Annotated in this window: 30 protein-coding genes; 18 read left to right on the top strand and 12 right to left on the bottom strand. The window is 35.3% G+C overall.

Annotation, left to right across the window (positions count from 1 at the left end; all coding sequences use genetic code 11):
- Window positions 1–22 precede the first annotated feature (22 nt).
- The 11 genes from LS70_RS02985 to LS70_RS02935 form a co-directional block, all read right to left on the bottom strand.
- Window positions 23–841: a UDP-N-acetylmuramate dehydrogenase gene (locus LS70_RS02985; RefSeq protein WP_034289822.1), complete on the bottom strand. Its 819-nt coding sequence runs from the start codon at window positions 839–841 to the stop codon at window positions 23–25.
- Window positions 841–1107 (bottom strand): flagellar biosynthesis protein FliQ, encoded by a 267-nt coding sequence (gene fliQ, locus LS70_RS02980; RefSeq protein WP_034289819.1) that lies wholly within the window; start codon window positions 1105–1107, stop codon window positions 841–843. The genes LS70_RS02985 and fliQ overlap by 1 nt, the downstream gene beginning before the upstream one ends.
- 24 nt (window positions 1108–1131) lie before the next feature.
- Entirely contained in the window at window positions 1132–1956 is an 825-nt protein-coding gene (gene fabI / locus LS70_RS02975; RefSeq protein WP_201273954.1) for an enoyl-ACP reductase FabI, read from the bottom strand.
- A gap of 9 nt (window positions 1957–1965) precedes the next feature.
- A complete protein-coding gene (locus LS70_RS02970) occupies window positions 1966–2685 on the bottom strand; it encodes a triose-phosphate isomerase (protein ID WP_034289813.1) in 720 nt (239 codons plus the stop codon).
- 105 nt (window positions 2686–2790) lie between these two features.
- The gene (locus LS70_RS02965) at window positions 2791–4167 is read right to left on the bottom strand and encodes a methyl-accepting chemotaxis protein (RefSeq protein ID WP_034289811.1); all 1377 of its coding nucleotides are present in this window, start codon (window positions 4165–4167) and stop codon (window positions 2791–2793) included.
- Window positions 4142–4648, bottom strand: a complete 507-nt coding sequence (locus LS70_RS02960; RefSeq protein ID WP_034289808.1) for a PAS domain-containing protein — start codon at window positions 4646–4648, stop codon at window positions 4142–4144. The genes LS70_RS02965 and LS70_RS02960 overlap by 26 nt, the downstream gene beginning before the upstream one ends.
- Before the next feature lie 259 nt (window positions 4649–4907).
- Window positions 4908–5447 (bottom strand): HIT family protein, encoded by a 540-nt coding sequence (locus LS70_RS02955; protein WP_034289805.1) that lies wholly within the window; start codon window positions 5445–5447, stop codon window positions 4908–4910.
- A 20-nt stretch (window positions 5448–5467) separates the two neighbouring features.
- Entirely contained in the window at window positions 5468–6928 is a 1461-nt protein-coding gene (locus tag LS70_RS02950) for a Mur ligase family protein (RefSeq protein WP_034289803.1), read from the bottom strand.
- A 304-nt stretch (window positions 6929–7232) separates the two neighbouring features.
- Complete coding sequence (locus LS70_RS02945) at window positions 7233–8135, bottom strand: phosphate/phosphite/phosphonate ABC transporter substrate-binding protein (RefSeq protein WP_034289798.1); 903 nt, start codon at window positions 8133–8135, stop codon at window positions 7233–7235.
- Between the two features lie 9 nt (window positions 8136–8144).
- On the bottom strand, window positions 8145–9269 hold the full coding sequence (locus tag LS70_RS02940; RefSeq protein ID WP_034289795.1) for an acyl-CoA dehydrogenase family protein: 1125 nt from the start codon (window positions 9267–9269) through the stop codon (window positions 8145–8147).
- Between the two features lie 94 nt (window positions 9270–9363).
- Window positions 9364–10539, bottom strand: a complete 1176-nt coding sequence (locus LS70_RS02935) for a ferritin-like domain-containing protein (RefSeq protein ID WP_034289792.1) — start codon at window positions 10537–10539, stop codon at window positions 9364–9366.
- Between the two features lie 248 nt (window positions 10540–10787).
- Here LS70_RS02935 and LS70_RS02930 point away from each other — a divergent pair, with 248 nt between their 5' ends.
- The 18 genes from LS70_RS02930 to LS70_RS02845 all read left to right on the top strand — a co-directional run bounded on the left by LS70_RS02930 (window position 10788) and on the right by LS70_RS02845 (window position 25150).
- Complete coding sequence (locus tag LS70_RS02930; RefSeq protein WP_034289789.1) at window positions 10788–11858, top strand: lytic transglycosylase domain-containing protein; 1071 nt, start codon at window positions 10788–10790, stop codon at window positions 11856–11858.
- A 1-nt stretch (window position 11859) separates the two neighbouring features.
- Complete coding sequence (locus LS70_RS02925; protein WP_052083394.1) at window positions 11860–12672, top strand: septal ring lytic transglycosylase RlpA family protein; 813 nt, start codon at window positions 11860–11862, stop codon at window positions 12670–12672.
- A 13-nt stretch (window positions 12673–12685) separates the two neighbouring features.
- Window positions 12686–13258, top strand: coding sequence for an imidazoleglycerol-phosphate dehydratase HisB (hisB, locus tag LS70_RS02920; RefSeq protein WP_034289786.1), 573 nt, complete (start codon window positions 12686–12688; stop codon window positions 13256–13258).
- Complete coding sequence (locus LS70_RS02915; RefSeq protein WP_034289783.1) at window positions 13255–13749, top strand: KdsC family phosphatase; 495 nt, start codon at window positions 13255–13257, stop codon at window positions 13747–13749. Before hisB ends, LS70_RS02915 begins: the two co-directional genes overlap by 4 nt.
- On the top strand, window positions 13733–14284 hold the full coding sequence (locus tag LS70_RS02910) for a hypothetical protein (RefSeq protein ID WP_034289780.1): 552 nt from the start codon (window positions 13733–13735) through the stop codon (window positions 14282–14284). The genes LS70_RS02915 and LS70_RS02910 overlap by 17 nt, the downstream gene beginning before the upstream one ends.
- On the top strand, window positions 14281–14742 hold the full coding sequence (locus tag LS70_RS02905) for an LptA/OstA family protein (RefSeq protein ID WP_034289777.1): 462 nt from the start codon (window positions 14281–14283) through the stop codon (window positions 14740–14742). The genes LS70_RS02910 and LS70_RS02905 overlap by 4 nt, the downstream gene beginning before the upstream one ends.
- Window positions 14742–15371 carry a ribosome biogenesis GTP-binding protein YihA/YsxC gene (gene yihA, locus LS70_RS02900; protein WP_081949774.1) on the top strand — a complete coding sequence of 210 codons (630 nt, stop codon included), beginning with the start codon at window positions 14742–14744 and terminating at the stop codon, window positions 15369–15371. The genes LS70_RS02905 and yihA overlap by 1 nt, the downstream gene beginning before the upstream one ends.
- Window positions 15368–15898 carry a GNAT family N-acetyltransferase gene (locus LS70_RS02895; RefSeq protein WP_034289771.1) on the top strand — a complete coding sequence of 177 codons (531 nt, stop codon included), beginning with the start codon at window positions 15368–15370 and terminating at the stop codon, window positions 15896–15898. The genes yihA and LS70_RS02895 overlap by 4 nt, the downstream gene beginning before the upstream one ends.
- Entirely contained in the window at window positions 15865–16329 is a 465-nt protein-coding gene (locus tag LS70_RS02890) for a hypothetical protein (protein WP_236096428.1), read from the top strand. The genes LS70_RS02895 and LS70_RS02890 overlap by 34 nt, the downstream gene beginning before the upstream one ends.
- Entirely contained in the window at window positions 16330–18189 is a 1860-nt protein-coding gene (mrdA, locus tag LS70_RS02885; RefSeq protein WP_034289764.1) for a penicillin-binding protein 2, read from the top strand. It begins immediately after the preceding gene.
- 11 nt (window positions 18190–18200) lie between these two features.
- On the top strand, window positions 18201–19430 hold the full coding sequence (coaBC, locus tag LS70_RS02880) for a bifunctional phosphopantothenoylcysteine decarboxylase/phosphopantothenate--cysteine ligase CoaBC (protein ID WP_034289762.1): 1230 nt from the start codon (window positions 18201–18203) through the stop codon (window positions 19428–19430).
- On the top strand, window positions 19427–20185 hold the full coding sequence (locus LS70_RS02875; protein ID WP_034289759.1) for a hypothetical protein: 759 nt from the start codon (window positions 19427–19429) through the stop codon (window positions 20183–20185). The genes coaBC and LS70_RS02875 overlap by 4 nt, the downstream gene beginning before the upstream one ends.
- Window positions 20186–20854, top strand: a complete 669-nt coding sequence (locus LS70_RS02870) for a di-trans,poly-cis-decaprenylcistransferase (protein WP_034289755.1) — start codon at window positions 20186–20188, stop codon at window positions 20852–20854.
- A 51-nt stretch (window positions 20855–20905) separates the two neighbouring features.
- On the top strand, window positions 20906–21097 hold the full coding sequence (locus LS70_RS02865; RefSeq protein WP_138109318.1) for a hypothetical protein: 192 nt from the start codon (window positions 20906–20908) through the stop codon (window positions 21095–21097).
- On the top strand, window positions 21087–21728 hold the full coding sequence (locus LS70_RS02860) for a transglutaminase domain-containing protein (RefSeq protein WP_138109317.1): 642 nt from the start codon (window positions 21087–21089) through the stop codon (window positions 21726–21728). Before LS70_RS02865 ends, LS70_RS02860 begins: the two co-directional genes overlap by 11 nt.
- Window positions 21729–21815: 87 nt before the next feature.
- Window positions 21816–23165 (top strand): glutamate--tRNA ligase, encoded by a 1350-nt coding sequence (gene gltX, locus LS70_RS02855; protein WP_034290404.1) that lies wholly within the window; start codon window positions 21816–21818, stop codon window positions 23163–23165.
- Between the two features lie 2 nt (window positions 23166–23167).
- On the top strand, window positions 23168–23461 hold the full coding sequence (locus LS70_RS02850; protein WP_034290406.1) for a YggT family protein: 294 nt from the start codon (window positions 23168–23170) through the stop codon (window positions 23459–23461).
- A 9-nt stretch (window positions 23462–23470) separates the two neighbouring features.
- Window positions 23471–25150, top strand: coding sequence for a lytic transglycosylase domain-containing protein (locus tag LS70_RS02845; protein WP_081949829.1), 1680 nt, complete (start codon window positions 23471–23473; stop codon window positions 25148–25150).
- Here the strand turns inward: LS70_RS02845 and LS70_RS02840 are convergent, their stop codons facing one another.
- Window positions 25151–26155 (bottom strand): beta-ketoacyl-ACP synthase III, encoded by a 1005-nt coding sequence (locus tag LS70_RS02840; RefSeq protein ID WP_034290408.1) that lies wholly within the window; start codon window positions 26153–26155, stop codon window positions 25151–25153.
- Between the last annotated feature and the right edge of the window lie 9 nt (window positions 26156–26164).

Here is a 26164-nt window from a genome sequence, read left to right as displayed (position 1 = left end):
AAAAGCAAGTAAATGCAAAATTTCATCTAACAATCTGCACTTCTCTTTCAAGTGCGATTCCAAAAGTTTGTTGCACTTTTTCTTCTGCTAAGTCAATTAGCTCCAAAGCCTCTTCAAATGTGGAATCCCCAAGATTTACTAAGAAATTCGCGTGTTTTGGGCTAAACATTAAGCTTTTATTTTTGCCAAATCGGACTCCCTTTAGCCCCACTTCCTCAATCAATCTTCCTGCAAAATCCCCTTTAGGATTCTTAAAACAGCTCCCAAAACTAGGCTCTTTTGGCTGATTTTGGCGCATTTTGGCAAAGGATTCTACAAGCTCTTGTTTAAAACCTTCTTGTTTTTTGAAAATCCCAGCAAAAATTAACCCCTGAATTTCACTCTTGCGATAGCTTAAGTTTAAGTTTTTAACATCTACAAAACTAAGCTTAGAGGCGGAATCTAATTGCAAGATTCCAAGCAATGTGCTTTTAATCTCATAGTCTTTAAGCCCTGCATTCATTTTGATAATCCCGCCAATACTTCCGGGCAATTTAGAGAGAATCTCAAAACCTCCTAAATTGTGCGCTTTAGCATAAGAAAACAATCTCCCACTAGGCGTTGCAGCACCAACTTCTAAGCAATCGCCTAAATCCTTAATGTAATCAAACGCCTTGCTTAAAGCACAGAGATTCTGCGCATTAGGGCTTATTAAAAGGTTATTTGCTTTGCCGATGATTTGGGGGGTGGTTTGCTCTAAAATCTCTTGATAATCTAGCGGGGATTCTATGTAGGTTAGCGGAATCTCTGTGCCAATTTTCACACTTGAAAATTTTGAAAAATCTATCAGTTTTTGAAACATTAAAACAGAAAGCTAGGCATTAGATTAAAGATTCTTGTCGTAAAATCCATAAGCATATTTAGCATCCAAGGCATCGTAAAGATAATCACGACAATCACAGCTAGAATCTTTGGCACAAAAGTTAATGTCATTTCGTTAATTTGCGTGGTGGCTTGAAAAATACTAATCATAAGCCCCACAACAAGCCCAACAAGAAGCATAGGAAGCGACAAAGTCAAAGTGATTTTATAAGTTTCAATAGCTAAACCCATTAATTGCGATTCCAAAGTCGCCTCCTTAAATGTTACACACTATTTATAAGAATCCCACACCATAGTAGCTTTGCCATCTTTCTCTTCAACAGCTGCCATTCCCATAATGTTATAACCACAATCCACATAATGAATCTCACCGCTAACAGCACTTGCAAGCGGGGAAAGTAAATACATTGCAGAGTTTCCAACTTCTTCAATTCCAACATTTTTACGCAAAGGAGCGTTTGCTTCATTCCATTTTAAAATAAATCTAAAATCCCCGATTCCACTTGCTGCAAGTGTGCGGATAGGACCAGCAGAGATTGCATTGACGCGGATTCCTTTTGCACCCAAATCATGGGCAAGATAACGCACACTAGATTCCAAAGCAGCCTTAGCAACACCCATAACATTATAATGCGCGACATGCTTAACCGCACCCAAATAGCTAAGCGTCAAAATGGAAGCATTCGTATTTAGCACCGGCTCAAGCTCACGACAAAGTTCAATCAAAGAATACACAGAAACTTCCATTGCAATATTAAAAGCTTCTTTGCTTGTGTCTAAAAAACTGCCATCTAACGCTTCTTTTGGAGCAAAAGCCACGCTATGAACAAGAAAATCAAGCTTGCCAAAATCTCTTGCAATACTCTCTCTTAAAGCCGCAAAATGCTCTTTTTTGCTCACATCAAGTTCATACACAAACTTAGAATCCCCAATCTCTTCAGCAATCGGGCGCACGCGCTTTTCAATTTGCTCATTCATATAGGTAAGCGCAATCGTTGCACCTTGCTCTTTACACGCTTTTGTGATTCCATACGCGATAGATTTGTTATTTGCAACACCAACAATTAAGCCCTTTTTACCCTGCATAATCATCATTGATTCCTTTTATAGAGAATTTTCTAAAATTTGGCAAAAGCTTGAAATCTCCCAACTTGCACTTCCAACAAGCACTCCATCAACACCTTCTAAAGAGAGAATCTCACGCACATTTTGTGGCTTTACGCTTCCGCCATAAAGAAGCGGAATTTTACCTAATTTTTGCTTTAAATGCGTGTGGATTTGCGTAATTTCCTCCAAAGTCGCACTCACTCCACTGCCAATCGCCCAAATAGGTTCATATGCAATAACAAGATTAGAATAGTTTAAATCAATGCCTTCTAATTGCGATTCCAAAAACTCTAAAACCGCCTTGTTTCCTTGCTGTTTAATAGTTTGGGATTCGCCAATGCAATAATAAATTTTAAATCCAAGATTGCTAAAAAACTTAAATTTCTCTGCACAAAAACTTTGCGATTCTTTAAGAATCTCTCGTCTCTCACTATGCCCAATTAGGAGCGTTTGGATTCCAAATTCTGCTAATTGCTCCAAACCAATCTCCCCTGTATAAGAACCATTTTGTGTAGGATAGGCATTTTGTGCGCCGATTTGAAAGCTTTTAAAATGATTGTCTAAAAGTGCGCTTTGTGGAGGGAAAAGCGCAATCTGGTGTGCAAAAGACTGATTTTGCGCCTTTTTTTGTGTGATAAATTTTTCCAATTCTTCACAAAAACTTAGCGTGCTTTTTCTTGTATGATTTGTTTTAAAGTTGCTTGCGATAATTTTCATATTCCCTCTTAAAATCCTTTTTTGGTATTATAGCAAATCTTAAGGAATCGCAACTCTAATTTAATACCGCAAGCTTTGTGGGTTGCGCAGTTAATTTGCAACAAATTAAGCATTCATCGCATGTAACTGATTGCAAATTTCTTCACTTCTTTGCTCAAATTTATGGCAAAGTTCTTGTAGCTGCGCTTGATTATGTGTATAATCTGAAACTTGGATAAATTCCAAAAATTCTCGTATTGCTTCATCAAAGGCAAAAATACTTTGACAAATACTTTTATCAATCATAGAATCCTCACCTATATTGCATTGTGAAGTAATTTTTGGAATCTCATTTGTAATCACTGCAGAATAAGACGCAAATTTTTTCAAAATACAATCTAGCTCAAGCAATGCGCTATGCGACCTTTTGCTAGTGTGCAAAATAGATTCCAACAACAAAGAAGCTTGACTACCCATTTGCCCAAAAGTTTCATTAAAAGAAATCATCAAATCGTTAGAAGTATTTGTAATGGTATCAATCTCTTGAACATAATCTGAAATTTCATTCATTTCTTGATTGATAACTTGTGTCGTAGAAGTAATTTCAGATGCAGTTTTTGTCGCGCGTTCTGCGAGTTTTCGCACCTCATCGGCAACAACAGCAAATCCTCTTCCATGTTCTCCAGCTCTTGCTGCTTCAATCGCGGCATTAAGGGCTAGTAAGTTTGTTTGGTCTGTAATTTCTCTAATCAAAAAAACAAAGGAATCAATCTCTTTGATTCTCTTTGAAAAGACCTCAAAAGATTGCGAAGTCTGTGCCATCATAGCAGAGAGATTGGCAAAATTATCCACAATCACTTGCACGCTTTGCATTCCAGATTTAGAGGATTCCGAGATAGATTTGGTTTCTTTAGAAGTTGCGTCCATTGTCTGAATCATTGTATTTAAACTTGTAGAAATAGAATCTAAATCTTTTTTAAGACTTATGGAGCTTTGTTTGGAGATTTGATTCACAACAAGCCCTTTTGCGCTTAACTTATCTGCTTGCTTGATAGAATCAGAGGCTTTATTAATAAGAGTCCCAACATAAGAGAAACTTCCTTTTAAGCTTTTTGTGCTGACTTTTCTGCAACAACGCTTTTCACTCGCAGCAGTTATTACTGAAGCACTCCCTCTAACAAAAGATTCCACTTGGTCTGCTAAATCATTAATTGTCCAAGAAAGATTACCTAAAGCTCCATTATCTCTAATATTTGTGATTCTAGCTTCCAAGTTTCCAACAGAAAGTTGTTCAACACAATTTGTAATTTCTTTGATATACGCATCGCGTCTAAAACCAGCAATTAAAGTCATAGTGCAAGCAATTATACCTAGTGCGAAAATGAAAAATTCTAATAAAATATGAATATTAAGAAGTTCAATCACAAATAATAAAACAAAAATGGCGATAAAACAATAATTAAAATACCGCGAATATCTATAAAGATAATACGAATTCTTCATAACTTACTCCTTTTTGTGCTAGAATTTGCTCTAATTTTTCTTGGCTTTTTTGGATTCCCCCTTTGTGTTCAATCTCTAGCAATTCTTTATAAAGGGCTTGAATGGCTGCTTTAGCTTCTTCTGTTGGCTTAACCCTAATAGAATGATAGCCGACAATCTCTCCTTTGCCGTTAAATGATGGCGTAACAAATGCTTTCACCCAATAATACGAGCCATCTTTTGAAAGATTTTTCACATACGCGACAATTTCTTTTCCATTTTGGATAAAATCCCACAGAAATTTAAAAATGATTTTTGGCATATCTGGGTGTCGTATTATGTTGTGGGGCTTACCCAAAAGCTCTTTCTCTGTGAAACCCGAAAGTTTTATAAAGATTCTATTTCCATAAAGAATTTTTCCTTTTAAATCTGTTTTGGAAACAATGATTTTCCCCTCATTAAACTGCCTTTCAATTTGATTTGGTGTGATTATTTTTTTCATCATGCCATCCTAAAAACACTAAAGTAGCCAACGACAATAAATCTAAGATTCCTTAACCCAACCTAAAACTTTATCCCGTAATGCTATAAATGAAACAATAGTATATTCAAAAATTATTAATAAACATTAAATAGTAATGACAAAAATTGAAATATTAGAAATTTTAATACCATTCCTTTAAGAAGATTCCTAATTTTATGTTTGTATTTTCTAACAAAGTCTTAGAATAAACCTTATCTATAAAAAATTGCAGAGGGGTTTAAAAGCAAAAATGAGTTTTAGCAAGTGCTTGTATGCACTCAAAAATCTTATCAAAATCCACTCCATACGCACGCGTATCGCCAATAGTTGTAAAAAAGTTGGTATCACCAATATAACGCGGAACAAGATGTAAATGCAAATGCTCTGGAATCCCAGCTCCACCTGCACGCTCAATGTTCATTCCCATATTTACACCGCTTGCACCAAATTCCTTTAAAAGCGCGATTCCTTTTTGTGCAAACTTTTGTAAATGTAGCCAAATCTCTAAATCCAAAAACTCTGGAGAAGGTGTATGAATATGAGGGATAATCAAAAAATGTCCGGGAGTATAAGGAAATTTGTTCATTACACAAAAAATCTTATCATCGCGATAAAAAATACGATTTGCAAAATCAGCTTGCTCTATGGATTCTTGTGATTTTTGGGATTCTTGCGTATTTGTGCATAAATCAATCCCTTTAGAAATTGCACAAAAGACACAAATATCTTTCTTGCTACCAAAGTATTCGCTGCGCCATGGTGCATAAAGATAATCCATAACACTTCCTTTACATTCTTTTAAATATAGCTTGGTGCATCATTTGCAAAGAGAATTAAATCTCCACTGCTAGTAGTAGATTTTAAAATATGCTCAATATGTGTTTTATCTTTTAAAAGAATCTTTTGTGTGTTATGGATATTTTCGCGCAAGAGATTTGCATTAAGCTCACCTGTAATAATCGCCAAATCAAAAACTTCATCAATAGCTTCTGCAAGTTTTATATTAGATTCTTTTGAACTTTCTACAAGTCCGGGTGTAACAATAATTTTTTTACCCATATGTAAAGAAGAAAGTCGTATTGCTTCAAGCATACCATCAATATTTCCATTATAACTATCATCAAGAATAATTTTACCATTCACAACAATTTTACTCAGGCGATGATTAATAGGTTCGAGTTTCTGTATGCGTGCAACTAGACGCTTATTATCAATCCCCAAATCACTACCAACAGCAATAGCAGCACTCATATTAATCACATTAAAAGCACCTAAAATAAGTGTTTGAAACTCTAATTTCTCCCCTGCAACATCAAGAGAAAAGTTTGTTCCTTTAAGTGTTGCTTCGATTTTTCTTGCATTGTTTGGAAAATTAACAACAGGCGCAAAGCAATTTTGTGGCTGAATATTCTCCTTATAAATGTAGGCTCTACTTAAACGCTTACTCTCTAAAATTTCATATTTTGCTTGATAAATATTTTCAATGCTCTTAAAATATTCAATATGCGCTTCTCCAATCTTTCCAACCACAACAATTTGTGGCGCAAGTAATTCTACAATTTCTCTAATATCACCACTTCCTCTAGCTCCAGCTTCTACCACATAAATATCTGTCAAGGGGGAAAGATTTTGATTAATATCTGCGATGATTCCAGTTAGCGTATTAACACTACGAGGAGTGGAATATACCTTGAAACTCTCTTGCAACACTTGAGCGAGGAAGTTTTTAAGGCTCGTTTTACCATAGCTTCCAGTAATTGCAATAATCGTAAGATTTGACATGCTCTCTAGCTTATCTTGTGCTAGCTTTTTATAACGATTTAAAAGTATCTTTTCTGTCAAAGACGAAATAAAAATAGAAATAAAAAGCGGTAGCAAATAAATACTTTGTGTAATAATAGAATGCTCATCTACACTTAAAAGCAAAAGCTCGTTAAACACAATAAAAACAATATAAAATCCAAAGAATCGTAGAATCCTGCTTGTCAAAATTAGCTTTTTACTAAGATTAAAAATCCATATTCCAAGCCCTATAAGATAAACATAAATTCCAATATAAAAATAAACATCATTTGGAATCAAAACAAAATACAGTATAGGAAAAACAAAATAATATAAATGCCACCTTTGCTTATGATGCTTAAAAAGAACGCGAGAAATCTTGTAGTGATACCACTGAAGATTTGCCATTGCATAATATCCCAATGCGACAAGAAATATCCAGCGTGTTGCTATTACAAAAATATCAATATTTTGCAAAAATAAATCCTTGAAAGTAAAATTGCATAATTTTAACAAAAAAATCAATGAAATTATCTATATTTATATCCCAAGCCTAAAAACTTAAAATTTACAATCTATCTGACATCTTAGTTATTCAAAATGCACTATTTCAAACTCTTCAAAGAGAAACAATAACTTCAAAATTGTGGTTTTATTATAGAAAATACTTTATTAAATTAAGAAATTTTGCCATAAAATTTTAAAATTTGTAGCTCAAAACAAAAAATACAAAAGATTTAGAAGATAACACTTTACACCTCAATGTAAAGTGTTACAAAAACTAGAGGTTATTTTCTAGGAGATTTTGTTCTTGCATTGCCTTATAAATACTATCATAAGCTCTAAGCTCACTCTCTCCCACCTTAATCCACTGATTTAAGCCTTCCATCTGCATCATTTTTGCAATCACAGGATTATCTTTTTTGGCATTTTGACTAAGGAGCATTTGGCTAAAGGATTCCATAAGCCCTGTATCAAAATCTAGCAACACAGAAAAATTACAATGGCAATATCCGGGACTTGTCCAAAAACTTTCAATATCAGGATAACTCCCTTCTTCTAAGATTCGAATCCAAGTGCTAGAACCAATACTGCCTGCATCAAGATTTCCAGCCTTTATTTGCTCTAAAATATCAAATTCACTTCTTCCGGTATCTCCATGTTTGCCTACATCGCTATTATGACGCACAACAGATAAACTAGAATATTTTAGTGTATTACTCTTTCCCCTGCCACATGCATCCGGAGAATCAAATTCTTGTAACACAACATCTTGTGCGCATTCTTTTTGTAAATAATACAATCCCATAATCGCTGCTTGCGCAGAATCCATAGAACCCAAACCAAATTTTCTACCCTTTAAATCTGCAATATTTTGGATTCCACTCCCTTTTTTACATACGAATTTAGTTGTAAAATTTACATCTGTATCACGCATTATTAATGCCTTTGCTTTCCCGCTTGTTGCATACAAAGTGCGAATCCAAGCGACATTTGTATTCCAAGCAATATCAATATGTCCCTTTAAAAGCGCATCAACTTGCCTTTCATAGTTGCTAAAAAGCACATAGTCTAATTTACACCCAAAAGCTTCTGCATTTTCATTCGCATAATCCCTAATAATATCCCAAATAGGCACAACCTTAGGGTCATACGCGACTGCTCCTAGTAGTAATGTTTTCATCATTTTCCTTTATTTTGTAATTGCATCACCTAGCCAAATTTTTAACACATCAAGACTTGGTGCCATAACTTGTGAAGCAAGCGCATCACGCATATAACGTTCTAATGGCAAGAGCTTGCTATAAGCTTTTCCACCACCTAAACGCATTGCAAGCGTGCAAACATCTATCACATTATGTGTTGCATTAATGCGTGAAGCAAAAATTTTAGAAACAGCATCTTCGCAACTATTATCAAAACTCTTTGCCGCATCAAGAGCTAATGCGATTCCACTTTGCACCTTGGCATACATGTCCGCTAAATGAATTTTTACGAGTTCCACATCACTAAGAGAAGTTTTATTTGTGTATTGTCTTGTTTTTGTGTGATTAAGCGCACAATCATACGCAGCTTTTGCAAGCCCACTATACACTGCTGCAAGCCCTGTAACAAAATACATTAAAATAACACCTGCTGCACTCTCACCCTCACCCTCTTTTCCGATTCTTAAATCCTCACTAACATTCACGCCATTATATTGCACCGGTTTTGAAGCATTGCCGCGCATTCCTAAGCCATTCCATACATTTTCTTCATGAAAAAGATTTTTAGAATCCTTATGAACAAGCCAAATATTCTTTGTTCCCTTATTTTGACAAGAGTTTGTATAAGTGAGATAATAATCTGCGTTTTGCGCAGAAGTTACAAAACTTTTACGTCCTTTTAGGATTCTATTTTTCCCATCAATTTCTTCTGTAATATCTGGTTCGCCAAAATGCGTTCCAGAGCCACTTTCACTGAATGCAAGTGCTAATGCAATCTCTCCTTTGGAGATTTTTGGCAAAAATTCTTGTTTTAAGCTTTCAGAGCCTATTGCACAGAGTCCAGCCACAGAAGTATTGTGCATCATATAACAAAGTGCAGTTGTTGCACAATATTGTGCCAAAGCATAACAAACTTGTGTGTGTTCAAAATTTCCACCACCTAAACCCCCATATTCCTTTGGCACCAAAAGACCCATATAGCCTTCTTTACGCAATGCGTCATATGCGGCTTTTGGGAATTTCCCATGCTCATCAGCTTCTTTTGTCAAGGGTGCAACATATTCCTTGCCAAAGGAATATGCGGAATCTAAAATTGTTTCTTTGTTTAGCATTTAAGCTCCTTTTTTGTCGAATAATCATACAGATTTCAAGGATATAAATCCTTTGGGATAGCTCAATTTGCGCCATCACAAAAGATTTTAGATTCTACATAAAATTTGGCGTGTGTGATTTGCTTAGCTCTCTTGCAAGATCTTCATCAATTCCGCACTCTACTAGACGCTTAGTGCGATTTTCTTCCATTTTGTGTTTTAACTCTTCTAGGGCTTCAAAACCTTTTTTTATAGCATTTGGCATATCTCCTCCACCAGCAATTACTGCTAAAGATTCCAATAACAATGTAGACTCTCCACTTGACTCATCTAAATAGCGTCTACGCTCTAAAACAGAACGTTTTAATAAGAAGATTTTGTTGGGATTACTACTTAAGCTTTGCTTAATATGTGTCATTCCATAAGCCACATGACGCATCTCATCTTTTCTTGCAAGGCGCAAAAGCTTTTTTGTGGGCGCATCTAGGATATGCTCTTCTAAAAAATATAATAAATCTACAAAAGTTCCTTCACCCATAATATGCAACAAAAAGCTAGATACAAAATAATTTTCCTCACGAAAAAGCGTATAAAGGCTCTGCTGTGTTGTGAGAGTAGAGTATTGCAATCCTAAACCCGTTGCCTTTGCACGCTTAATAAAAACTTCGATATGCCTTGCTTTATCGCCAATAATACTAGAGAGAAGCAAAGGCACTTCTGTATAATAAGGAGAAATTTTTGACAAAAATTTTGAAGGCACATAAAGGGCAGAAAACTCGTTTTCTACAAGGTAAGTCATCACTTGCGCAATAGCAAATTCTAATGTCTTTTCATAAGTTGGAATCGCATTCCACTCAATCTCACTTGTTGCATTCCACTGTGCTCTCTTGGCATCTTCATAAAGTCGCGTTAGATTTTCACTCCAAATGCTTTCTTTGTTGTTTAATATAAAATCATATTCTGGGCTTGCCACTTGAGGCAAAGAATCTCTTGCAGTGAGTCCAAAGTTACTAGGAGAAGTGGATAATATGGAATCCGTTTTCAAAGGTTGAAAAGCATTTTGAGATTGTTTTAAAAGCAAGTAGGAAAAACAATGTTTTAAGGGGGCTTTTTGTAAAAATTTTTCACCTTTTAAACAGCACCACGCGCTAAGTTCAGATTCTAAATTATCAAAATCACTCACCACTTCAATGCTTGAGTTACTCTCAGCAAGCAAGAAAGCATTTTCAAGTCGCACAAAAAAGAGTTTTCCTAAAGGAATTTCTCCCATAAATATTGTATTTGTAGGCATTTTTGACATCTTAAGATAGATTGTAGCGCGAGCTATGGGGCTTTTCATACAGAAAACAACATGAGGCAAATGTAGCCAAATAGCCTGAATTATAGCATATTTTAATAAAATGTAAAATTTAACTAGTTATGGTTACAAATACAATCATTCCTTAGAATACTTATATTTCCTTGAAAATTATATTTTTTTTAGATATAATAAGAGCTTTTTAAGCTTAAATATTTATTTTAATTTGAGGTTGTTCCAAAATGAAAGTTTTTTATATCCTGCTTTGTTTCTTTACCTTTAGTTATGCACAATTCGATGATTTAGGCTATGACATGCGCAGCGAAGATGTGCTAAAAACCTTTGATGTTGAACCTGAATTTTTGAATAATACCTATTTTATTGATGTGAAAAATACTTTTTTTGGCGATAAACATCAAGATTATCTACTGACAAGATTTAAAAATGGACACGAGTTTATTCCAACACTTAAAGAAATGTTTTTAAAAGAAGGGATTCCACAAGAATTTTTATATCTTGCAATGATAGAATCAGGTTTTTCACTCACAGCAAGATCTAGCAAACGTGCAACTGGAATGTGGCAGTTTATGCCTAAAACAGCGCAATCTTTGGGACTATCCATCAATGCGCAAATTGATGAACGCAAAGACCCTATTAAATCCACACAAGCTGCTATTGCTTATTTAAAAGGTTTAAAGGCATCTTTTGGGAAATGGTATCTAGCTGCTATTGCTTATAATTGTGGTGATGGGCGCTTAAGAAAAGCAATAGAAAATGCAGGTAGCGACTCGCTAAGTGTGCTATTAGACCCAGAAGAAAAGTATATTCCGCTTGAAAGCCGCATGTATATCCGCAAAATTCTTTCTGTTTCTTTGCTTTTTCATAACATTGATACACTAAAAACAAATGATTATGATTATTTTTTAAATCGTGGAGCAAATTCCCTTTTGGCAACTATTGAAGTAGCTCCTGCTACACCGCTTAATCAAATCGCCTCCAAAGCTGGAATCTCTCTTAATGAGCTAAAACGTTATAATCCACAATTTAAACGCGCAATCACACCAACCTTTGCAAAAACTTATCATGTGCATTTGCCTTATCAATTCTTAGCGCAATATAAAGAAAACACTCAACATCAAGAGCTTAAAATTAAGCCTTATCTTGTGCATCGTGTCGGCAAAGGAGATACTATTTATTCTATTGCTAAGCGTTATGGCGTTCCAAGCAAACAAATCACACAATACAATGGAATCAAAAATACTAGCGCGCTTTCTATCAATCAAGAAATTATGATTCCGCTTAATAAGGGATAAAATGCAAATTTATGGAATCATTTTAGGAATTTTTACAGCACTTTTGCTGCTAAGTGGTTGTAGCTCCAAAGGGACAAATGTTACTTATAATGGAGGTGCTCCAAACTATGGCACAATGAATAATAGCGCACAATCACAAAAAGCCACAATGCGCCCTTATCAAATTAATGGCAAATGGTATTACCCTACAACAGTAACACTAGGGGAAAGCTATGATGGAATCGCAAGTTGGTATGGACCTAAATTTCATGGCAAAAAAACTTCTAATGGAGAAACTTATAGTATGCATGCACACACTGCTGCGCATAAAACTTTGCCAATGAATACAATCGTGCGTGTAACAAGCAAAGAAAATGGACGCTCGACAATTGTGCGTATTAATGATAGGGGTCCTTTTGTTGCAGGTAGAATTATTGACCTCTCCAAAAGTGCGGCGCAAGATATTGATATGATGGGAAAAGGAACAGCACGCGTGCGCGTGGAAGTTATTGGCTTTAATGGGACAATCTCAAATTCCCTTCCGCTCAATCAAGAAACTATTGCAAATAGTGAATACAAAATTGCCACGACACAAAAAACAATGCAGCTTTCACAATTTCTTGTCCAAATTGGCGCATTTAGGCGCAAAGAAGGCGCACAAAGCTATCAACAAAGCAATTCTGAAATTCATGGATACCCAGCAATCATTAAAGAATATATGCTAGATGGTGCGCCTATTTATCGTGTTATGTTAAGTGGGTTTAAGAGCGAAGCAGAAGCAAGAGATTTTATTGCTTTACAAAAAATTACCGGTGCGTTTATTACCACAGAATAGCTAAGGTGAGATTATGCAAACACTAACACGCAACACAAAAGAAACACAAATCACCGCTTCTTTGGAAATTTATGGGGACGGTAGCGGAGAGATTCAAAGCGAAATTGGCTTTTTTAACCATATGTTGCAATCTCTTTGCAAACACGCAAATTGGAATCTCAACCTTACTTGCAAAGGAGATTTAAAAGTAGATTTTCACCATAGCGTAGAAGATTGCGGAATCGTGATTGGAACATTGCTCAAGCAAGCACTTTTTCCTATTAGCAAAATAGAACGCTTTGGCAATGCAAGCATTGTTATGGACGAAACGTGTGTAGAATGTGATTTAGATATTAGCAATCGCCCTTTTTTGGTTTTTGAGATTCCACTTTGTGGAAAGGTTGGAGAATTTGACTGCGAGCTAGTCGAAGAGTTTTTTCGCGCAGTTGTATTTAATGCTGGACTCTCTGTGCATATTGTTGCAAAAAGAGGAAAGAATCAACACCATTTAATCGAAGCTACTTTTAAAGCTTTTGCAGTTGCATTACGTAGGGCTTGTGTAAAAAATAATGCACTTGGAATCCCTAGCACAAAAGGCATATTATGATAAAACTTATCGTGTTAGATGTTGATGGCACACTTAGCAATGGAAGTATTATTTATAGCGATGAAGGAACAGAAATTAAGGCATTTAATGTCAAAGATGGTTTAGGGATTGCTGCTTGGATTAAATTAGGAAGACAAGTTGCAATCATAACAGGCAGAAAATCCACGCTTGTAGAAAACCGCGCCAAAGAATTAAATATTACTTACCTTAAACAAGGGATTAAAAACAAAGCGCAAGCTTTAAAAGAGATTTTAACAGAAGCAAACATTACATTAGATGAAGTCGCAATTATTGGTGATGATTTAAATGATTTAAGTATGTTAAAACTTGTCAAACACTCTTACGCTCCAAAAGATGCAGTAAAACTTGTCAAACAAAATGTGCGCAAAGTTTTAAAACAAAAAGGGGGGGAAGGTGCAGTTAGAGCAATGATTGACAAGCTTATCAAAAAAGAAAATTTAGAAGTAAAACTCTATGAACTCTTTGCCTAATCCTTTAAAATCCTTTCAAAGCGCGCAATTAGTAACACTATTTTTCGTTGCTTTGTGTGGATTGAGCCTAACAATGGTTCTACTTCTTAGCGCAAAACAAGCAAAAATTGCTGATGCACAACAAAATATTACACGCTTTGAAATTTTTAATTTTGCATATTTTAAAATCACAGAAAATGGCGTAAGCACTATTGCAAATGGTGAAAAAGCACGCGAAAATGCAAACAAAGAAAATGAGTTGGAATCTATCCAAGTAAAAAATCTCAATAATAAAATACAAGAAAATTTACAAGCCGATTTTGCCCTATATAGCAACAACAATATTTTCTTTCCACAAGGAGTGGATTATAGTCATGGTAAAACTAAATTTTGGAGTCAGCAAGCTCGCTATTATTTAGATTCCAGAAACTTAGAAGGAATCGGAGAGTTTGTTATTTCAGACAAAAGTGCCTTCGTTCGTGGGAATAATGTTGTTTATAAAAATGAAAAAGTTTATGCTAAAAATATTCATGGGATTTTAAGGACAGAAAAATGAAACTCTTAATTGGAATCCTATTTTTTGGACTTTTTATGTTTGCTGATGAAATTGAAGTAAGCGCACAAGAATTTATTGGAGATGAGAAAAAAAGGCTAACGCAACTCAAGGGCAATGTAGAAATCAAACGTGCAGGAGATAGATTAACTGCTAATGAAGCCTTTGTTTATCTTGATGCAAATAATCGTCCAAACAAAATGCAAGCACTTGGCAATGTGCATTTTTGGTTTAATCTAAAAGATGGACGCAAGATTGAAGGAGAATCCAACGAAGCACTTTATTTTCCCGACACACAAGAATATCAGATTGTAGGCAATGCGATTGTCAAAGAAGAAGCAAAGAACAATGTTGTGCGTGGTGATAAAATCATAGTCCGACACAATGAAGGTTATATTAACATTATAGGCAATGAAAAAAAACCTGCACGCTTAATTTTTAAACTAGACAAAGAGGAATGATGCAAGCTTTTAACCTAAAGAGCGCAAACTTTCTAACTTCAGCGCAAAATCTCTCCCAATGCCCCCCTCCCATACTTTCAGAAGTGGCATTTCTAGGACGCAGCAACGTAGGAAAAAGCACGCTTATTAATCTTTTGTGTAATCAAAAAAATCTAGCAAAAAGCTCCTCCACTCCGGGAAAAACACAACTTATTAATTTTTTCTTAACACAATGGTGCAAAAATTTGCCACAAGACTCCACAAAACAGGAAGCTTTAAAGCTAATGTTTGTTGATTTACCCGGATTTGGTTATGCAAAAGTTGCCAAAAGTCAAAAGGAATTATGGAATCGCAATTTGGTAGAATTTTTACGCAAAAGGGATTGCATTAGATTATTTGTGCATTTAGTCGATAGCAGACACCCAAATTTAGAAATTGATTCTAATCTTGTCGCTTTTGTGGGACAATTTTTAAGAGGAGACCAAAGATTTGTGCAAATTTTTACAAAATTTGATAAACTCAATGCTAGCGAACAAAACAAGCTAAAAGCCACATTTCCTAACGCGCTATTTTCAAGCTCTTTAAAAAAGCAAAATACTCCAAAAATTGCAGATTTTATTATAGAAAATACTTTAGGATACACTCTATGATTATTACACGACCCGTATTAAGCGATATTGAAACAATGCGTGAAATCGTGCGTCCAGAAGTTGAACGCGGAATTATTTTAGAACGCAGCATAGATGTTATGGCAAATATGATTCGCTCTTACCGCATAGCATGGGAAGAAAAATCTTTATTAGAATCCACCCCTAAACCCAAAAAATTAACCCTAGAAAATAAGCCCTTAAGTGCATTAAAAAATCCTGTAATGCTCGGCTTTTGCGCCTTACATTTACATTCAATTACTCTAGCAGAGATTAGAAGCTTAATTGTTGCCCCTTTTGCGCAACGTTTAGGAGTCGCTTCTGCGCTTATTACAGATTGTCAAAGGGAGGGAAAAATGCTAGGTGTAAAAGAAATTTTAGTGCTAACCTATAAACGTGCACTTTTTGAAAAACTCAATTTTATAGAAATCAGTAAAGACAAGATTCCAAATCAAAAAATATGGGCGGATTGTATCTTATGCAAACATTTTCCACTATGCGAAGAAATAGCACTGATAAAAGAAATCTAAGAATCTTTTTCTTAGCAATTTTCTTTATTTTTTATGTTGCAACTACTGATATTTACTATTTTTTGCCACCCCTTTTTGGAATTGCTTATGTCATTGCACAAGAAAAATATGAAGAACAATCCTTTGGAATCTTTTATTTTTTAGTCCCATTTTTTCTCTATTTTGAAGCAAACAAAGGATTGCCGCTATTAAGCACTTTATTATTTATCGTCTTTTCCTTTAAGATTTTGCTTCCAAAATTCCGCAAATTCTTTGGATATAGCAAAATCTTTATTCCTCTTTTTATCTTCTATGCTTATTTTGGATATTTTGCATTTTTATACTTTTTTGGCTGGTTATTTGATGCCCCAACCCCACAATTTTCTTGGTTTTTGGCACTATATGCAGCAATAGAAGTCATTTTAATTTGGTTTTTCTTATGGATTTTATAGATGAATGCACGTATTATTTTAATTTTTAGTATTTTTATTCTCTTTTGGTTTGCACTCCTGATTAAAATCTTTAATATTAGCATATTAGAACACAGCAATTTTGAAGAGCAAGCAAGCAAAAATATATTACGTCAAGAGCCAATTATCCCTATTAGGGGACAAATCTTAGACCGCAATGGACTCCCCCTTGCTACAAATACTGTTGGTTTTGATATTTCTTTACCACCGCGTCTTTCTTTACGCACGAATTTACCATTGTTAGAGCAAGAAATAGAAAAACTTTTAGTCCTCTTTCCAAAATACTCTAAAGAAGAGCTCATCAAAAAATATCATCAAAAAGATTCTCCTTATAATCACGAATTTATCTCTGTAATTGACTTTGTAGAACATGATACGATTCTAAAACATTACCCAAAACTTAGTCAAAGTAGCTCATTACGCGTCATTCCACTTGCACGCCGCTTCTATCCTTACAAAACTACTGCTTCACATGTTATTGGCTATGTTAGTCGCGCCAACAAAACAGATATAGAACGACAACCCATCACAAAATATACAGGAAATATCGGAAAAGAAGGGCTAGAGAGACAATATGACACTTTTTTGCAAGGGGAGCTAGGCGAACGCGTTGTAAAAGTTACTGCGCTTAATCAAGAAATGGGGGTGCTCTCCCATAAAGAAGCTATTGAAAATCACAACCTTGTTACAACTCTTGATATTAGACTCCAAAGCGCAATGGATTCTATTTTTGAAGACAAAAATGGTGCTGCAATTGTTATGGACGCACACAATGGCGAGATTCTAGCAGCAGGGAGTTATCCAGAATATGATTTAAACCATTTTGTGGGTGGAATTTCTTACGAAAATTGGAATGCGCTACGTGATAATCCTTATAAACCACTCATTAACAAGTTTATTAATGGATTGTATCCGCCCGGCTCTGTAATAAAAATGGGAATGGGGCTAGCACTTTTAGAATATGCAGATATTAACGAAAAAACCGAAATTAAAACTCCCGCTTTTATTGAATTAGGCGGAAGAAAATTCCGTGATTGGAAAAAAGAAGGACATGGCAGCGCGGATTTATATAAGGCAATTAAACGCAGCGTAGATGTGTATTTTTATATTTTAGCCCAACGCACAGATTTTGAAAATATTGCTAATGTGCTAAGAAAAATGGGCTTAGGAGAAAAAACAGGCGTAGATTTACCCAACGAATTTATCGGTATTGTCCCAAGTCCAAGTTTTAAGAAAAAACGCTATAAACAAGATTGGTATGCAGGCGATAGCATCGTTAGCTCTATTGGACAAGGATTATTTCTAACGACACCTTTACAAATTGCAAATTACACCGCTTTAATCGCGAGTGGCAAACTTCCAATTCCACATTTTGTAAAAGATATAGGTCAAAATCCTATCAATAAAGAACCAAGAGACGTTTTAAACGCATTTGAACAAAGTAAGCTCCCTGCTTTACGCGAAGGAATGCGCCAAGTATGCAGCCAAGTTGGTGGCACAGCAAACTATGCAACAAGAGAATCGAGAGCTTATCTTGCTTGCAAAACCGGGACAGCACAAGTTATTGGAATCTCGCAAGAAGATAAAGCAAGAATCAAAGAAGCTGATATGGATTATTTTCACCGCTCTCAAGCATGGATTACAGGATTTTTACCTGCTGACAACCCCCGCTATGTTATTACAATAATGGTCGAACATGGTGGAAGCGGAAGTGGGACTGGCGGTCCTATCCTTGCAAAACTTTCTAACGCACTTATAGATTTAGGCTATGTCCAACCTTATAAAAAAGATTCCAAACCACTAAACGCAAATGATATGCAATTTGAACTAGAAGCAGAATAGGTGGAGAAAAAATGGAACAAACAATTCAAGCACTAGGGCAGCCCTTAAAAGACAAAAACATTGCTCTAGGCGTGTGTGGTAGCGTAGCAATTTACAAAAGCTTAGAACTTATAAGAATCCTGCAAAAGCTAGGAGCAAATGTGCGCGTGGTAATGAGCAAAGGCGCGCATAATTTTTTAACCCCCCTACTCTTTGAAGCACTCTCGCACCATAATGTGCTAACACAAGATACACAAAGTTGGGGAGAGATTCCACATAACCACATTGAGATTGCTACTTGGGCAGATTTATTTCTTATTACCCCTTGCACAGCTAATACACTTAACAAAATCGCTTATGGAATTGCTGATAATGTCTTGCTGGAGAGCTTTTTAGCTTTTGATAAACAAAAACTCATTGCCCTAGCAGCAAATACAAAAATGCTAGAAAATCCTGCAACTACAAAATCTTTAGAGATTCTACAAACAAGAGAAATCACGCTCATTGCTTCACAATGCAAAGAACTCGCTTGTCAAAGTATCGGCAATGGTGCGCTAGCTGAACCTTTGGAGATAAGTTTTGCTGTTATACGCGCATTTTACAAAAATCCTTTTTGGGAACAATGCCGCGTGTGTGTAAGTGGTGGAGGAAGCAAAGAATCCATTGATGCTGTGCGCTATCTTTCTAATTATTCTAGTGGAAAAATGGGAGCAAGCCTAGCATTAGCAGCATATTTTTTAGGAGCAGAAGTAGAGTTTATAAGCACGCAATTCCCCTTTATCTTGCCTTTAGAGATTCAAAAACAAAATGTGGAATCCACACAAGATTATTTACAAAAAATCATAGCTTGGCAAACAAAAAATCATGCAAAAAATGCGCAAGCTTTTTTATTTATGAGTGCTGCAATTAGTGATTATATCCCCAAAAACCCCTCAAGAGAGAAACTAAAAAAACAAGATATAGGAGCAAATTGGAATCTGTCTTTACAAGAAAATCAAGATATTTTAGCTACACTCAAAAAAACCCAAAAAACCATTGGCTTTAAATTAGAATCCAAAAATGGAATTGAACATGCAAAAAAAACTTTAAAGACAAAAGGATTAGATGCAATTTGTCTAAACACAATCACGCAAGACCATAATCCTTTAAACGCAGAAAATAATCAACTTTTATGGATCGCCAATACATTTGTCAAAGATTTAGGATTCTGTGATAAAGTAAGCTTAGCATTTAAAATCTTAGAAGAGGCACGCCATTTATGATAAAGCAATTGCACCAATTAGCCCAAGTGCAAAATACCTTACAAAACTCCTCAAAAACAACACAATTTAACGCTACATTGCCAATTAAACTTGAAGTAATGGAAAAGTTACAAGGAATCCGCTATATGCTAAAAGTGGGCAATACTGCAATGGAGACAAAAAGCCTAAAAGAGCTTCAAGTTGGCGGTAAATACTGGGCAATGATGGGGCGAGGAAGCACGGGTGCTATCACGCTTTCTAATCTCATCAAGCAACCCAATCTACTAAAAGATTCCAATGTGCCTTTAAAGCTTAATGAAAAAACATTAGAACAATTTTTGCGCAATAGTGATAATCCCTTTGATATTATGAAAGGTTTTTTAACAGACCGTCTTGCGAATGCAGAATCTAAATGGGAATTTGCTTTTCTTAGCCATATGCTAATGTCTTTAAAACACAAGGTTTTGACAATCCCACTTCATTATGATGATGAAAGTAAAAATGGCTTTATGCAGCTTCGCAAAAAACGTGTGCAAGAACAAGAGTGTTTAGAGTTTTATTCTGTATTTTCTAATCTTGGAGCAACTTGGGGCTTACTATGGGATTTTAAAGAAGGGGTGCGCTTAGATATTAGCGTTATGTATGAAAGTGTCGCAAATCTCTTACGCAGAAATTTAGATTCTCTCGCTTTTATCAAAGAAACGCATATCAACATCAATAGCAACATTGTGCCACTTTATGATTTTAGCGATTCTTTGTTGGATTTAGAGGGTTAAATGCCAAAACATTTAGCAATAATTATGGACGGAAATGGCAGATGGGCAAAACGCCATTTACAAGCAAGAACCTTTGGACATAAAGCAGGAGCGCAAAAGATTCAAGAAATCACAGAGTTTTGCGCCAAATATGGAATTACACACTTAAGCTTATACGCATTTTCTACGGAAAATTGGAAGCGCCCAAAAGCAGAAGTGAATTTTCTAATGCGCTTGCTTGAAGAATATTTGGATTCCAAATTTTCCACCTATTTGGAAAATAATATCATTTTTAAATCTATTGGCGATTTAAGCATTTTTAGCCAAAGCCTACAACAAAAAATCCAACATTTAGAGCAAGAAAGTCTAAAACAATGCAATGGTTTAACGCAAATTTTAGCTTTAAATTATGGGTCGCAAGATGAATTGCGCCGCGCATTTTTAAAACTCTCTAAAGAGATGCTTAGTATTGATGCGATTGAAAATGCACTTGATACAGCTGGGATTCCAAATGTTGATATGCTAATCCGCACAGGCGGAGAAATGCGCCTTTCTAATTTTTTGTTATGGCAGAGTGCTTATGCAGAATTATTTTTTACAAAAACACTATGGCCAGACTTTAGCAAAGAAGAATTAGAATCTATGCTTTTAGAGTTCAAAAACCGCAACCGCCGTTTTGGGGGATTATAAACCTACGCAAAAAGCATAAATTTTGCTACAATCACAAAAAAGGATTCCAAAATGCTTATAGACACTAAACTCCAATACAGATACACATCTAGTTCTATCCGCCCTTTACAAGTCCAAGAGTATTTTCCACTTCAAATTACACATAGCAAAACGCTTTTAAATCATCCTATAATTTGCCCCCCCCCCCCGCAGAACACAAAAAAAGCAAGATTTAAACAATCTCTTAAAATCTTTGAGAGATGATTTTAATAAACAATCCAAATCCCTCCACAAACAATTAAAACAACGTGGAATCCAAGAAGAGCTTGCTTTTTATCTCTATCTAAATGACTTTATCCACAAGACCAAACACTACACGCCAAGAAACACCACAGAAAATGTAATCTTTAAAAACCTATATGAATATTTTACTAAGCTAAAATATGGACATTGCGGACAAAAACCCTATGCACTTTATATGCTGCTAGAACATTTTGGTATGGAATCACGTGTGATTTCTTATAGTGATATTAGAGGCTGGGCGCATGCATTTTTGGAAGTCAAAACGCATAATCAATGGCAAATCCTAGACCCAACTTTTAATGTCTTTTTTAACATCGGTGTAGAAGATATTATCCAAAATCCCTATTGCGAACGCAAAATTCTAAGTCTATATTCTAATGAGTTTTACACAGATTCCACGCAAGATTATGAAGATTTCATACGCACAATTATTGATGAAAATACTCACACGACCATTAAATACAACAGAGAATGGTTTATGTTTATGGGATTTTACTCCTTTGTTCCTCCGATTTTTACATTTCATATTAACAAGCCAGAGCAACATTGCCTTTATGATATAAGGCAGGATAATCGCTACCAGTTCATCTAAAAAACTTAAGCTTTCAAAAAAAGAAATTTTTGCCAATTATAATTTTGCTTATGTTAAAATCCTCAGAATTTAATAGAAGGTTTAAAAATGCTACGATTTGCACCAAGCCCAACAGGTGATATGCACACGGGAAATTTGCGTGCTGCTATATTTAATTATATTCTCGCTAAACAACGCAATGAGAAGTTTTTACTTCGCATTGAAGATACGGATACAGCGCGCAATATTGAAGGCAAAGATAAAGATATTATGTTTTTGCTCACTCTTTTTGGAATGAGTTGGGATAATCTTGTCTATCAAAGTCATAATTTTGAACGCCACCGCCAACTTGCAGAATATCTACTCCAAAAGGGAGACGCATTTTATTGTTATTGCACTAAAGAATTTCTAGACAAAAAGCGTGAGATTGCGAAAGAAAATCACCAAGCATTTCGCTATGATGATGCGTGGGCAGAGCTTGAAAAAGACAAAAATCCACATCCTGTTGTGCGCTTAAGAGCACCAAAAGAAACAATGGGATTCCACGATGAAATCAAAGGTGATATTACCTTTGCTCCCAATGAAATTGATAGTTTTATTATTCTAAAAGAAGATGGAATCCCAACTTATAATTTTGCTTGTGCTGTTGATGATATGCTTTATGATATTGATTTTATCGTGCGCGGAGAAGACCATGTCAGCAATACACCAAAACAAATGCTAATCCACAAATATTTAAGTTATGAAAAGTCTGTTAAATTTGCACATTTACCGATTATTCTAAACGAAGAAGGAAAAAAAATGAGCAAACGCGATAATGCTTCTAGTGTGCAATGGTTGCTAGATTGCGGATTTTTGCCACAAGCTATTGTGAATTATCTCGTGCTAATGGGAAACAAAACACCTTGTGAAGTTTTTACCTTGCAAGATTGCTTTACGTGGTTTGATATTAGAAAAATTGCTAAAGCTCCGGCGCGTTTTGATATTGATAAATTAAAATTCCTAAATCGTGAGCATTTTAAACGCCTTAATGAACAAGACTTAGCAGTGCTTTTAGGCTATAAGGATTCCGCTATTGGCGCATTGGCTAAACTTTATTTACAAGAAGCAAGCACGCTTAATGAAATTCGAGAAAAAGTAGATTTTATTTTTGCCAAAAAAGCACTTTTGCTAGAAAATCTCCAAAATGATACAAAAGCAGAATCACTAGAGATTTTGGAATTTAAAGACGCGATACAAACACTTCAGCAAACACTTTTAGCAATGCTAAAAGAACAAGATTTTAGCAAAGCAGAATTTGAAACATTTAAATCTGAAGCAATGCAAAAAAGTGGCTTAAAAGGCAAAAGCTTCTTTAAACCCTTGCGCTTCTTGCTTACAGGACACACACATGGACCAGAACTTAGCGACTTATTTCCGATTCTGCGTTTATACTTAAATGATATTTTAAGGAACTAAAAATGGTTGTAAGCACCTTCATTCAAGCATTTGCACAAATCTTAAGTATGGCAATCAACATTTATATTTGGGTAATTATCATCGCTGCACTAATCTCTTGGGTGCGTCCAGATCCCTACAATCCAATTGTTCAGATTCTAGCTAGACTCACTGAACCACTCTATGCGAAGATTAGACGCATTATTCCAACGCTTATTGGCGGCGTAGATTTAACACCTATTATTGTTATTTTGGCACTAAAATTTATTGATTTATTTGCTGTGCAGTTGCTTTTTCAACTAGCACATAGCTTCTAAGGAGAAATGATGCAAAAACTTATTCTATTTTTAATCTGTCTGAATCTTGCCTTTGGAGCTCAAACACCTCCACAAGCTCAACACAAAAACCAACAAAATGTTACTATTGGTCAAAACATTACGCTAGATTATCTTAAACAACAACCTGCTGGAATCTCTCGTGATTTTTACATTTGGCTGTTTTTACAACAAGATATTAGCCCAAAAGAGGCAAAAGAAGCCTATAATCTCGCGACACGTAAAAATACAAAACTTTTTGGGCTTTATTTTAAAAAGGGAGACAATAAAACTCTCTCTCGTCAAACGATTTGCCAACGCATGAGCTTAGATAGACTCCTAAAAGAAGATGCAAAATGTATTGCTCTTGCCCTTACGACAAAAAAAGCAGAATCGCTAGATAAAAAAACTCTAAAAAGAATCTCGGATAATGTGAAACCTCACAATGCAAAACTCTCCAAAAATTTACAGATTCTAGCGTCTAAAAGCCCTTTCAAAACACTCATTACACAAGATGCACAAACATTTGCTAGCTTTTATTTTTCTATCTCACCAGCTTATCGCAACCACTTAAATTTTAAAATCCCAAATGAGACGATAATCAAGCTAATTCAAGAACGCAATAATAGTTTTAACCGCGCTCTTAAACATATCATTTTATCGCCAAATCTTAGCACTTTTAATGCTTCTTTAACAACGCTTGACCCACAAAGTATCATCAATACATTAGATGCAGAAACATCTTTTTATTTAGGGTTAAATGCAATGCATCACCACAAAAAAAATCAAGCACTCACTTATTTTCTCCATTCTAAAAAACTATCTAAATATTCTTTTAATAAAAATCGTGCAACTTTTTGGGCATTCCTAGCAAGCAACAATACACAATATTTACAAGAAATTACAAAATCCAAATCCGTAGATATTTATACATTAGCGAGTCTTGAAATGCTACAAGAAAATCCTAATTTTAATATCATCTATGATGTTCCAACAAGAGAAAAAAGCGCGGATTGGGATTTCAAGAATCCTTTTGAATGGGAGAGAATTAAAGATTCCTTTAAAAGCCTTAAAGCTTCTAATAAGGATTCTGCAAAACAGCTTTTATTAAAAACTAATAATGCCGAAACAAAAGCACATTATGTATGGTTATCACGTGATTTTAACAAAGAATATTTTTTAATGCCTTATAAAGAGGTATTTTCTAATTTTTCAAATGATAAACAAGCTCTACTTTATGCTCTTGCAAGACAAGAAAGCTTATTTATTCCAACAGCAATTTCTACTTCTTATGCGTTAGGACTTATGCAGCTTATGCCCTTTAATGTCAAAGCTATAGCAAAAGAACTTAACCAAGAACAAGAAGTAAGTTATTTAGATATGTTCAATCCTGCTATTAATGTGCCTTATGCGGAATATTTTACGCGCCCTCTCGTTAGGGAATTTAACCATCCCTTATTTATTTCTTACGCATATAATGGGGGACCGGGTTTTACTAGACGACTATTGGCAAAAAACTATCTCTTCAAAAAAAGCAATCCATTAGATCCTTGGTATAGTATGGAGATGATTCCCTATGAAGAATCACGTGTTTATGGGAAGAAAGTGCTTGTAAATTATGTGATTTATCAAAGACAACTAGGAAAGGAAATTAATATTTTAGACCTTTTGCATCAAACGCTAGTGTATTAATTATTGTCCATTAAATGCAAGAATCGCAGAACCCCAAGTTAGCCCTCCACCAAAAGCGTCCAAAAGAAGCTTTGAACCTTGTTTGATTCTGCCTTCTTCATAAAGTTCGTTGATTGCCATAGGAATAGAAGCTGCGGAAGTATTACCATATTTTTGCACAGTTAATGCAATTTTTTCCTTCGGGAATCCTAATGCCTCACCAACAGCAGAAATAATCCGCAAATTTGCTTGATGAGGAATAAAAAAATCAATAGAATCTTTACTCAACGCATTTTTTTCTAAAATCTCTACCACATCTTGTGTTAGGGTTTTTACAGCAAGCTTAAAAATCTCATTACCCTTCATTTTGATAAATTGCAAACGCTCTTGTAAAACTTTATCATTTGTAGGATTACGACTTCCACAGCCCGGAGTCATCAGGAAGTCTTGATATTGCCCATTTGAAGCACAATTTACATCTAAAATACTAAGATTCTTATCATCTGTTGTGCCAATCACTACTGCTCCTGCTCCATCACCAAATAAAATACAAGTGCTTCTATCTTGCATATCAGTAATACTTGAAAGCTTTTCTGCTCCAATAACCAAAATATTCTTATGCGCTCTTGATTCAATAAGAGATTTTGCTAAATAAATTAAATAAATAAATCCGCTGCATGCTGCCGAAATATCAAAAGCAGGTTTGCCAATAATCCCTAAATTATGCGCTACTACACAAGCAGTAGATGGCATACAAAAATAATCTGGAGAGATTGTAGCAACAATTATCGCATCAATATCACTAGGTTTTAAATTTGCACGAGCAATCGCTAGTTTTGCTGCTTTTGTTGCCAAATCACTTGTTGCTTCATTTTTTTCTGCGAAGCGGCGCTCCTTAATCCCTGTGCGTTTGGTAATCCATTCATCACTTGTATCTACAATTTTAGAAAGATCATCATTTGTAACAATTTTACTTGGAATATAAGCACCAATGGATTTAAGGCTTGCATATATAAGTTTTTCCATCGGTTTCCC

Source organism: Helicobacter sp. MIT 11-5569 (genome assembly GCF_000765695.2).
In the GTDB taxonomy this organism is placed as follows: Bacteria; Campylobacterota; Campylobacteria; order Campylobacterales; family Helicobacteraceae; genus Helicobacter_D.
This window is presented reverse-complemented; position numbering and strand designations above follow the sequence as displayed.

Bases quoted from the DNA above. Each gene is read 5' to 3' on its own strand.
- LS70_RS02910 (WP_034289780.1), top strand. From the start codon at position 13,733: ATGAACTCTTTGCCTAATCCTTTAAAATCCTTTCAAAGCGCGCAATTA.
- LS70_RS02940 (WP_034289795.1), bottom strand. From the start codon at position 9,269: ATGCTAAACAAAGAAACAATTTTAGATTCCGCATATTCCTTTGGCAAG.
- LS70_RS02845 (WP_081949829.1), top strand. From the start codon at position 23,471: ATGCAAAAACTTATTCTATTTTTAATCTGTCTGAATCTTGCCTTTGGA.
- LS70_RS02965 (WP_034289811.1), bottom strand. From the start codon at position 4,167: ATGAAGAATTCGTATTATCTTTATAGATATTCGCGGTATTTTAATTAT.
- LS70_RS02875 (WP_034289759.1), top strand. From the start codon at position 19,427: ATGATAAAGCAATTGCACCAATTAGCCCAAGTGCAAAATACCTTACAA.
- LS70_RS02970 (WP_034289813.1), bottom strand. From the start codon at position 2,685: ATGAAAATTATCGCAAGCAACTTTAAAACAAATCATACAAGAAAAAGC.
- LS70_RS02840 (WP_034290408.1), bottom strand. From the start codon at position 26,155: ATGGAAAAACTTATATATGCAAGCCTTAAATCCATTGGTGCTTATATT.
- LS70_RS02905 (WP_034289777.1), top strand. From the start codon at position 14,281: ATGAAACTCTTAATTGGAATCCTATTTTTTGGACTTTTTATGTTTGCT.
- LS70_RS02945 (WP_034289798.1), bottom strand. From the start codon at position 8,135: ATGAAAACATTACTACTAGGAGCAGTCGCGTATGACCCTAAGGTTGTG.
- LS70_RS02935 (WP_034289792.1), bottom strand. From the start codon at position 10,539: ATGCCTACAAATACAATATTTATGGGAGAAATTCCTTTAGGAAAACTC.
- mrdA (WP_034289764.1), top strand. From the start codon at position 16,330: ATGAATGCACGTATTATTTTAATTTTTAGTATTTTTATTCTCTTTTGG.
- fabI (WP_201273954.1), bottom strand. From the start codon at position 1,956: ATGATGATTATGCAGGGTAAAAAGGGCTTAATTGTTGGTGTTGCAAAT.
- LS70_RS02955 (WP_034289805.1), bottom strand. From the start codon at position 5,447: ATGGATTATCTTTATGCACCATGGCGCAGCGAATACTTTGGTAGCAAG.
- LS70_RS02925 (WP_052083394.1), top strand. From the start codon at position 11,860: ATGCAAATTTATGGAATCATTTTAGGAATTTTTACAGCACTTTTGCTG.
- hisB (WP_034289786.1), top strand. From the start codon at position 12,686: ATGCAAACACTAACACGCAACACAAAAGAAACACAAATCACCGCTTCT.
- LS70_RS02930 (WP_034289789.1), top strand. From the start codon at position 10,788: ATGAAAGTTTTTTATATCCTGCTTTGTTTCTTTACCTTTAGTTATGCA.
- yihA (WP_081949774.1), top strand. From the start codon at position 14,742: ATGCAAGCTTTTAACCTAAAGAGCGCAAACTTTCTAACTTCAGCGCAA.
- LS70_RS02890 (WP_236096428.1), top strand. From the start codon at position 15,865: ATGCGAAGAAATAGCACTGATAAAAGAAATCTAAGAATCTTTTTCTTA.
- LS70_RS02985 (WP_034289822.1), bottom strand. From the start codon at position 841: ATGTTTCAAAAACTGATAGATTTTTCAAAATTTTCAAGTGTGAAAATT.
- LS70_RS02915 (WP_034289783.1), top strand. From the start codon at position 13,255: ATGATAAAACTTATCGTGTTAGATGTTGATGGCACACTTAGCAATGGA.
- LS70_RS02865 (WP_138109318.1), top strand. From the start codon at position 20,906: ATGCTTATAGACACTAAACTCCAATACAGATACACATCTAGTTCTATC.
- coaBC (WP_034289762.1), top strand. From the start codon at position 18,201: ATGGAACAAACAATTCAAGCACTAGGGCAGCCCTTAAAAGACAAAAAC.
- gltX (WP_034290404.1), top strand. From the start codon at position 21,816: ATGCTACGATTTGCACCAAGCCCAACAGGTGATATGCACACGGGAAAT.
- LS70_RS02960 (WP_034289808.1), bottom strand. From the start codon at position 4,648: ATGAAAAAAATAATCACACCAAATCAAATTGAAAGGCAGTTTAATGAG.
- LS70_RS02895 (WP_034289771.1), top strand. From the start codon at position 15,368: ATGATTATTACACGACCCGTATTAAGCGATATTGAAACAATGCGTGAA.
- LS70_RS02850 (WP_034290406.1), top strand. From the start codon at position 23,168: ATGGTTGTAAGCACCTTCATTCAAGCATTTGCACAAATCTTAAGTATG.
- LS70_RS02870 (WP_034289755.1), top strand. From the start codon at position 20,186: ATGCCAAAACATTTAGCAATAATTATGGACGGAAATGGCAGATGGGCA.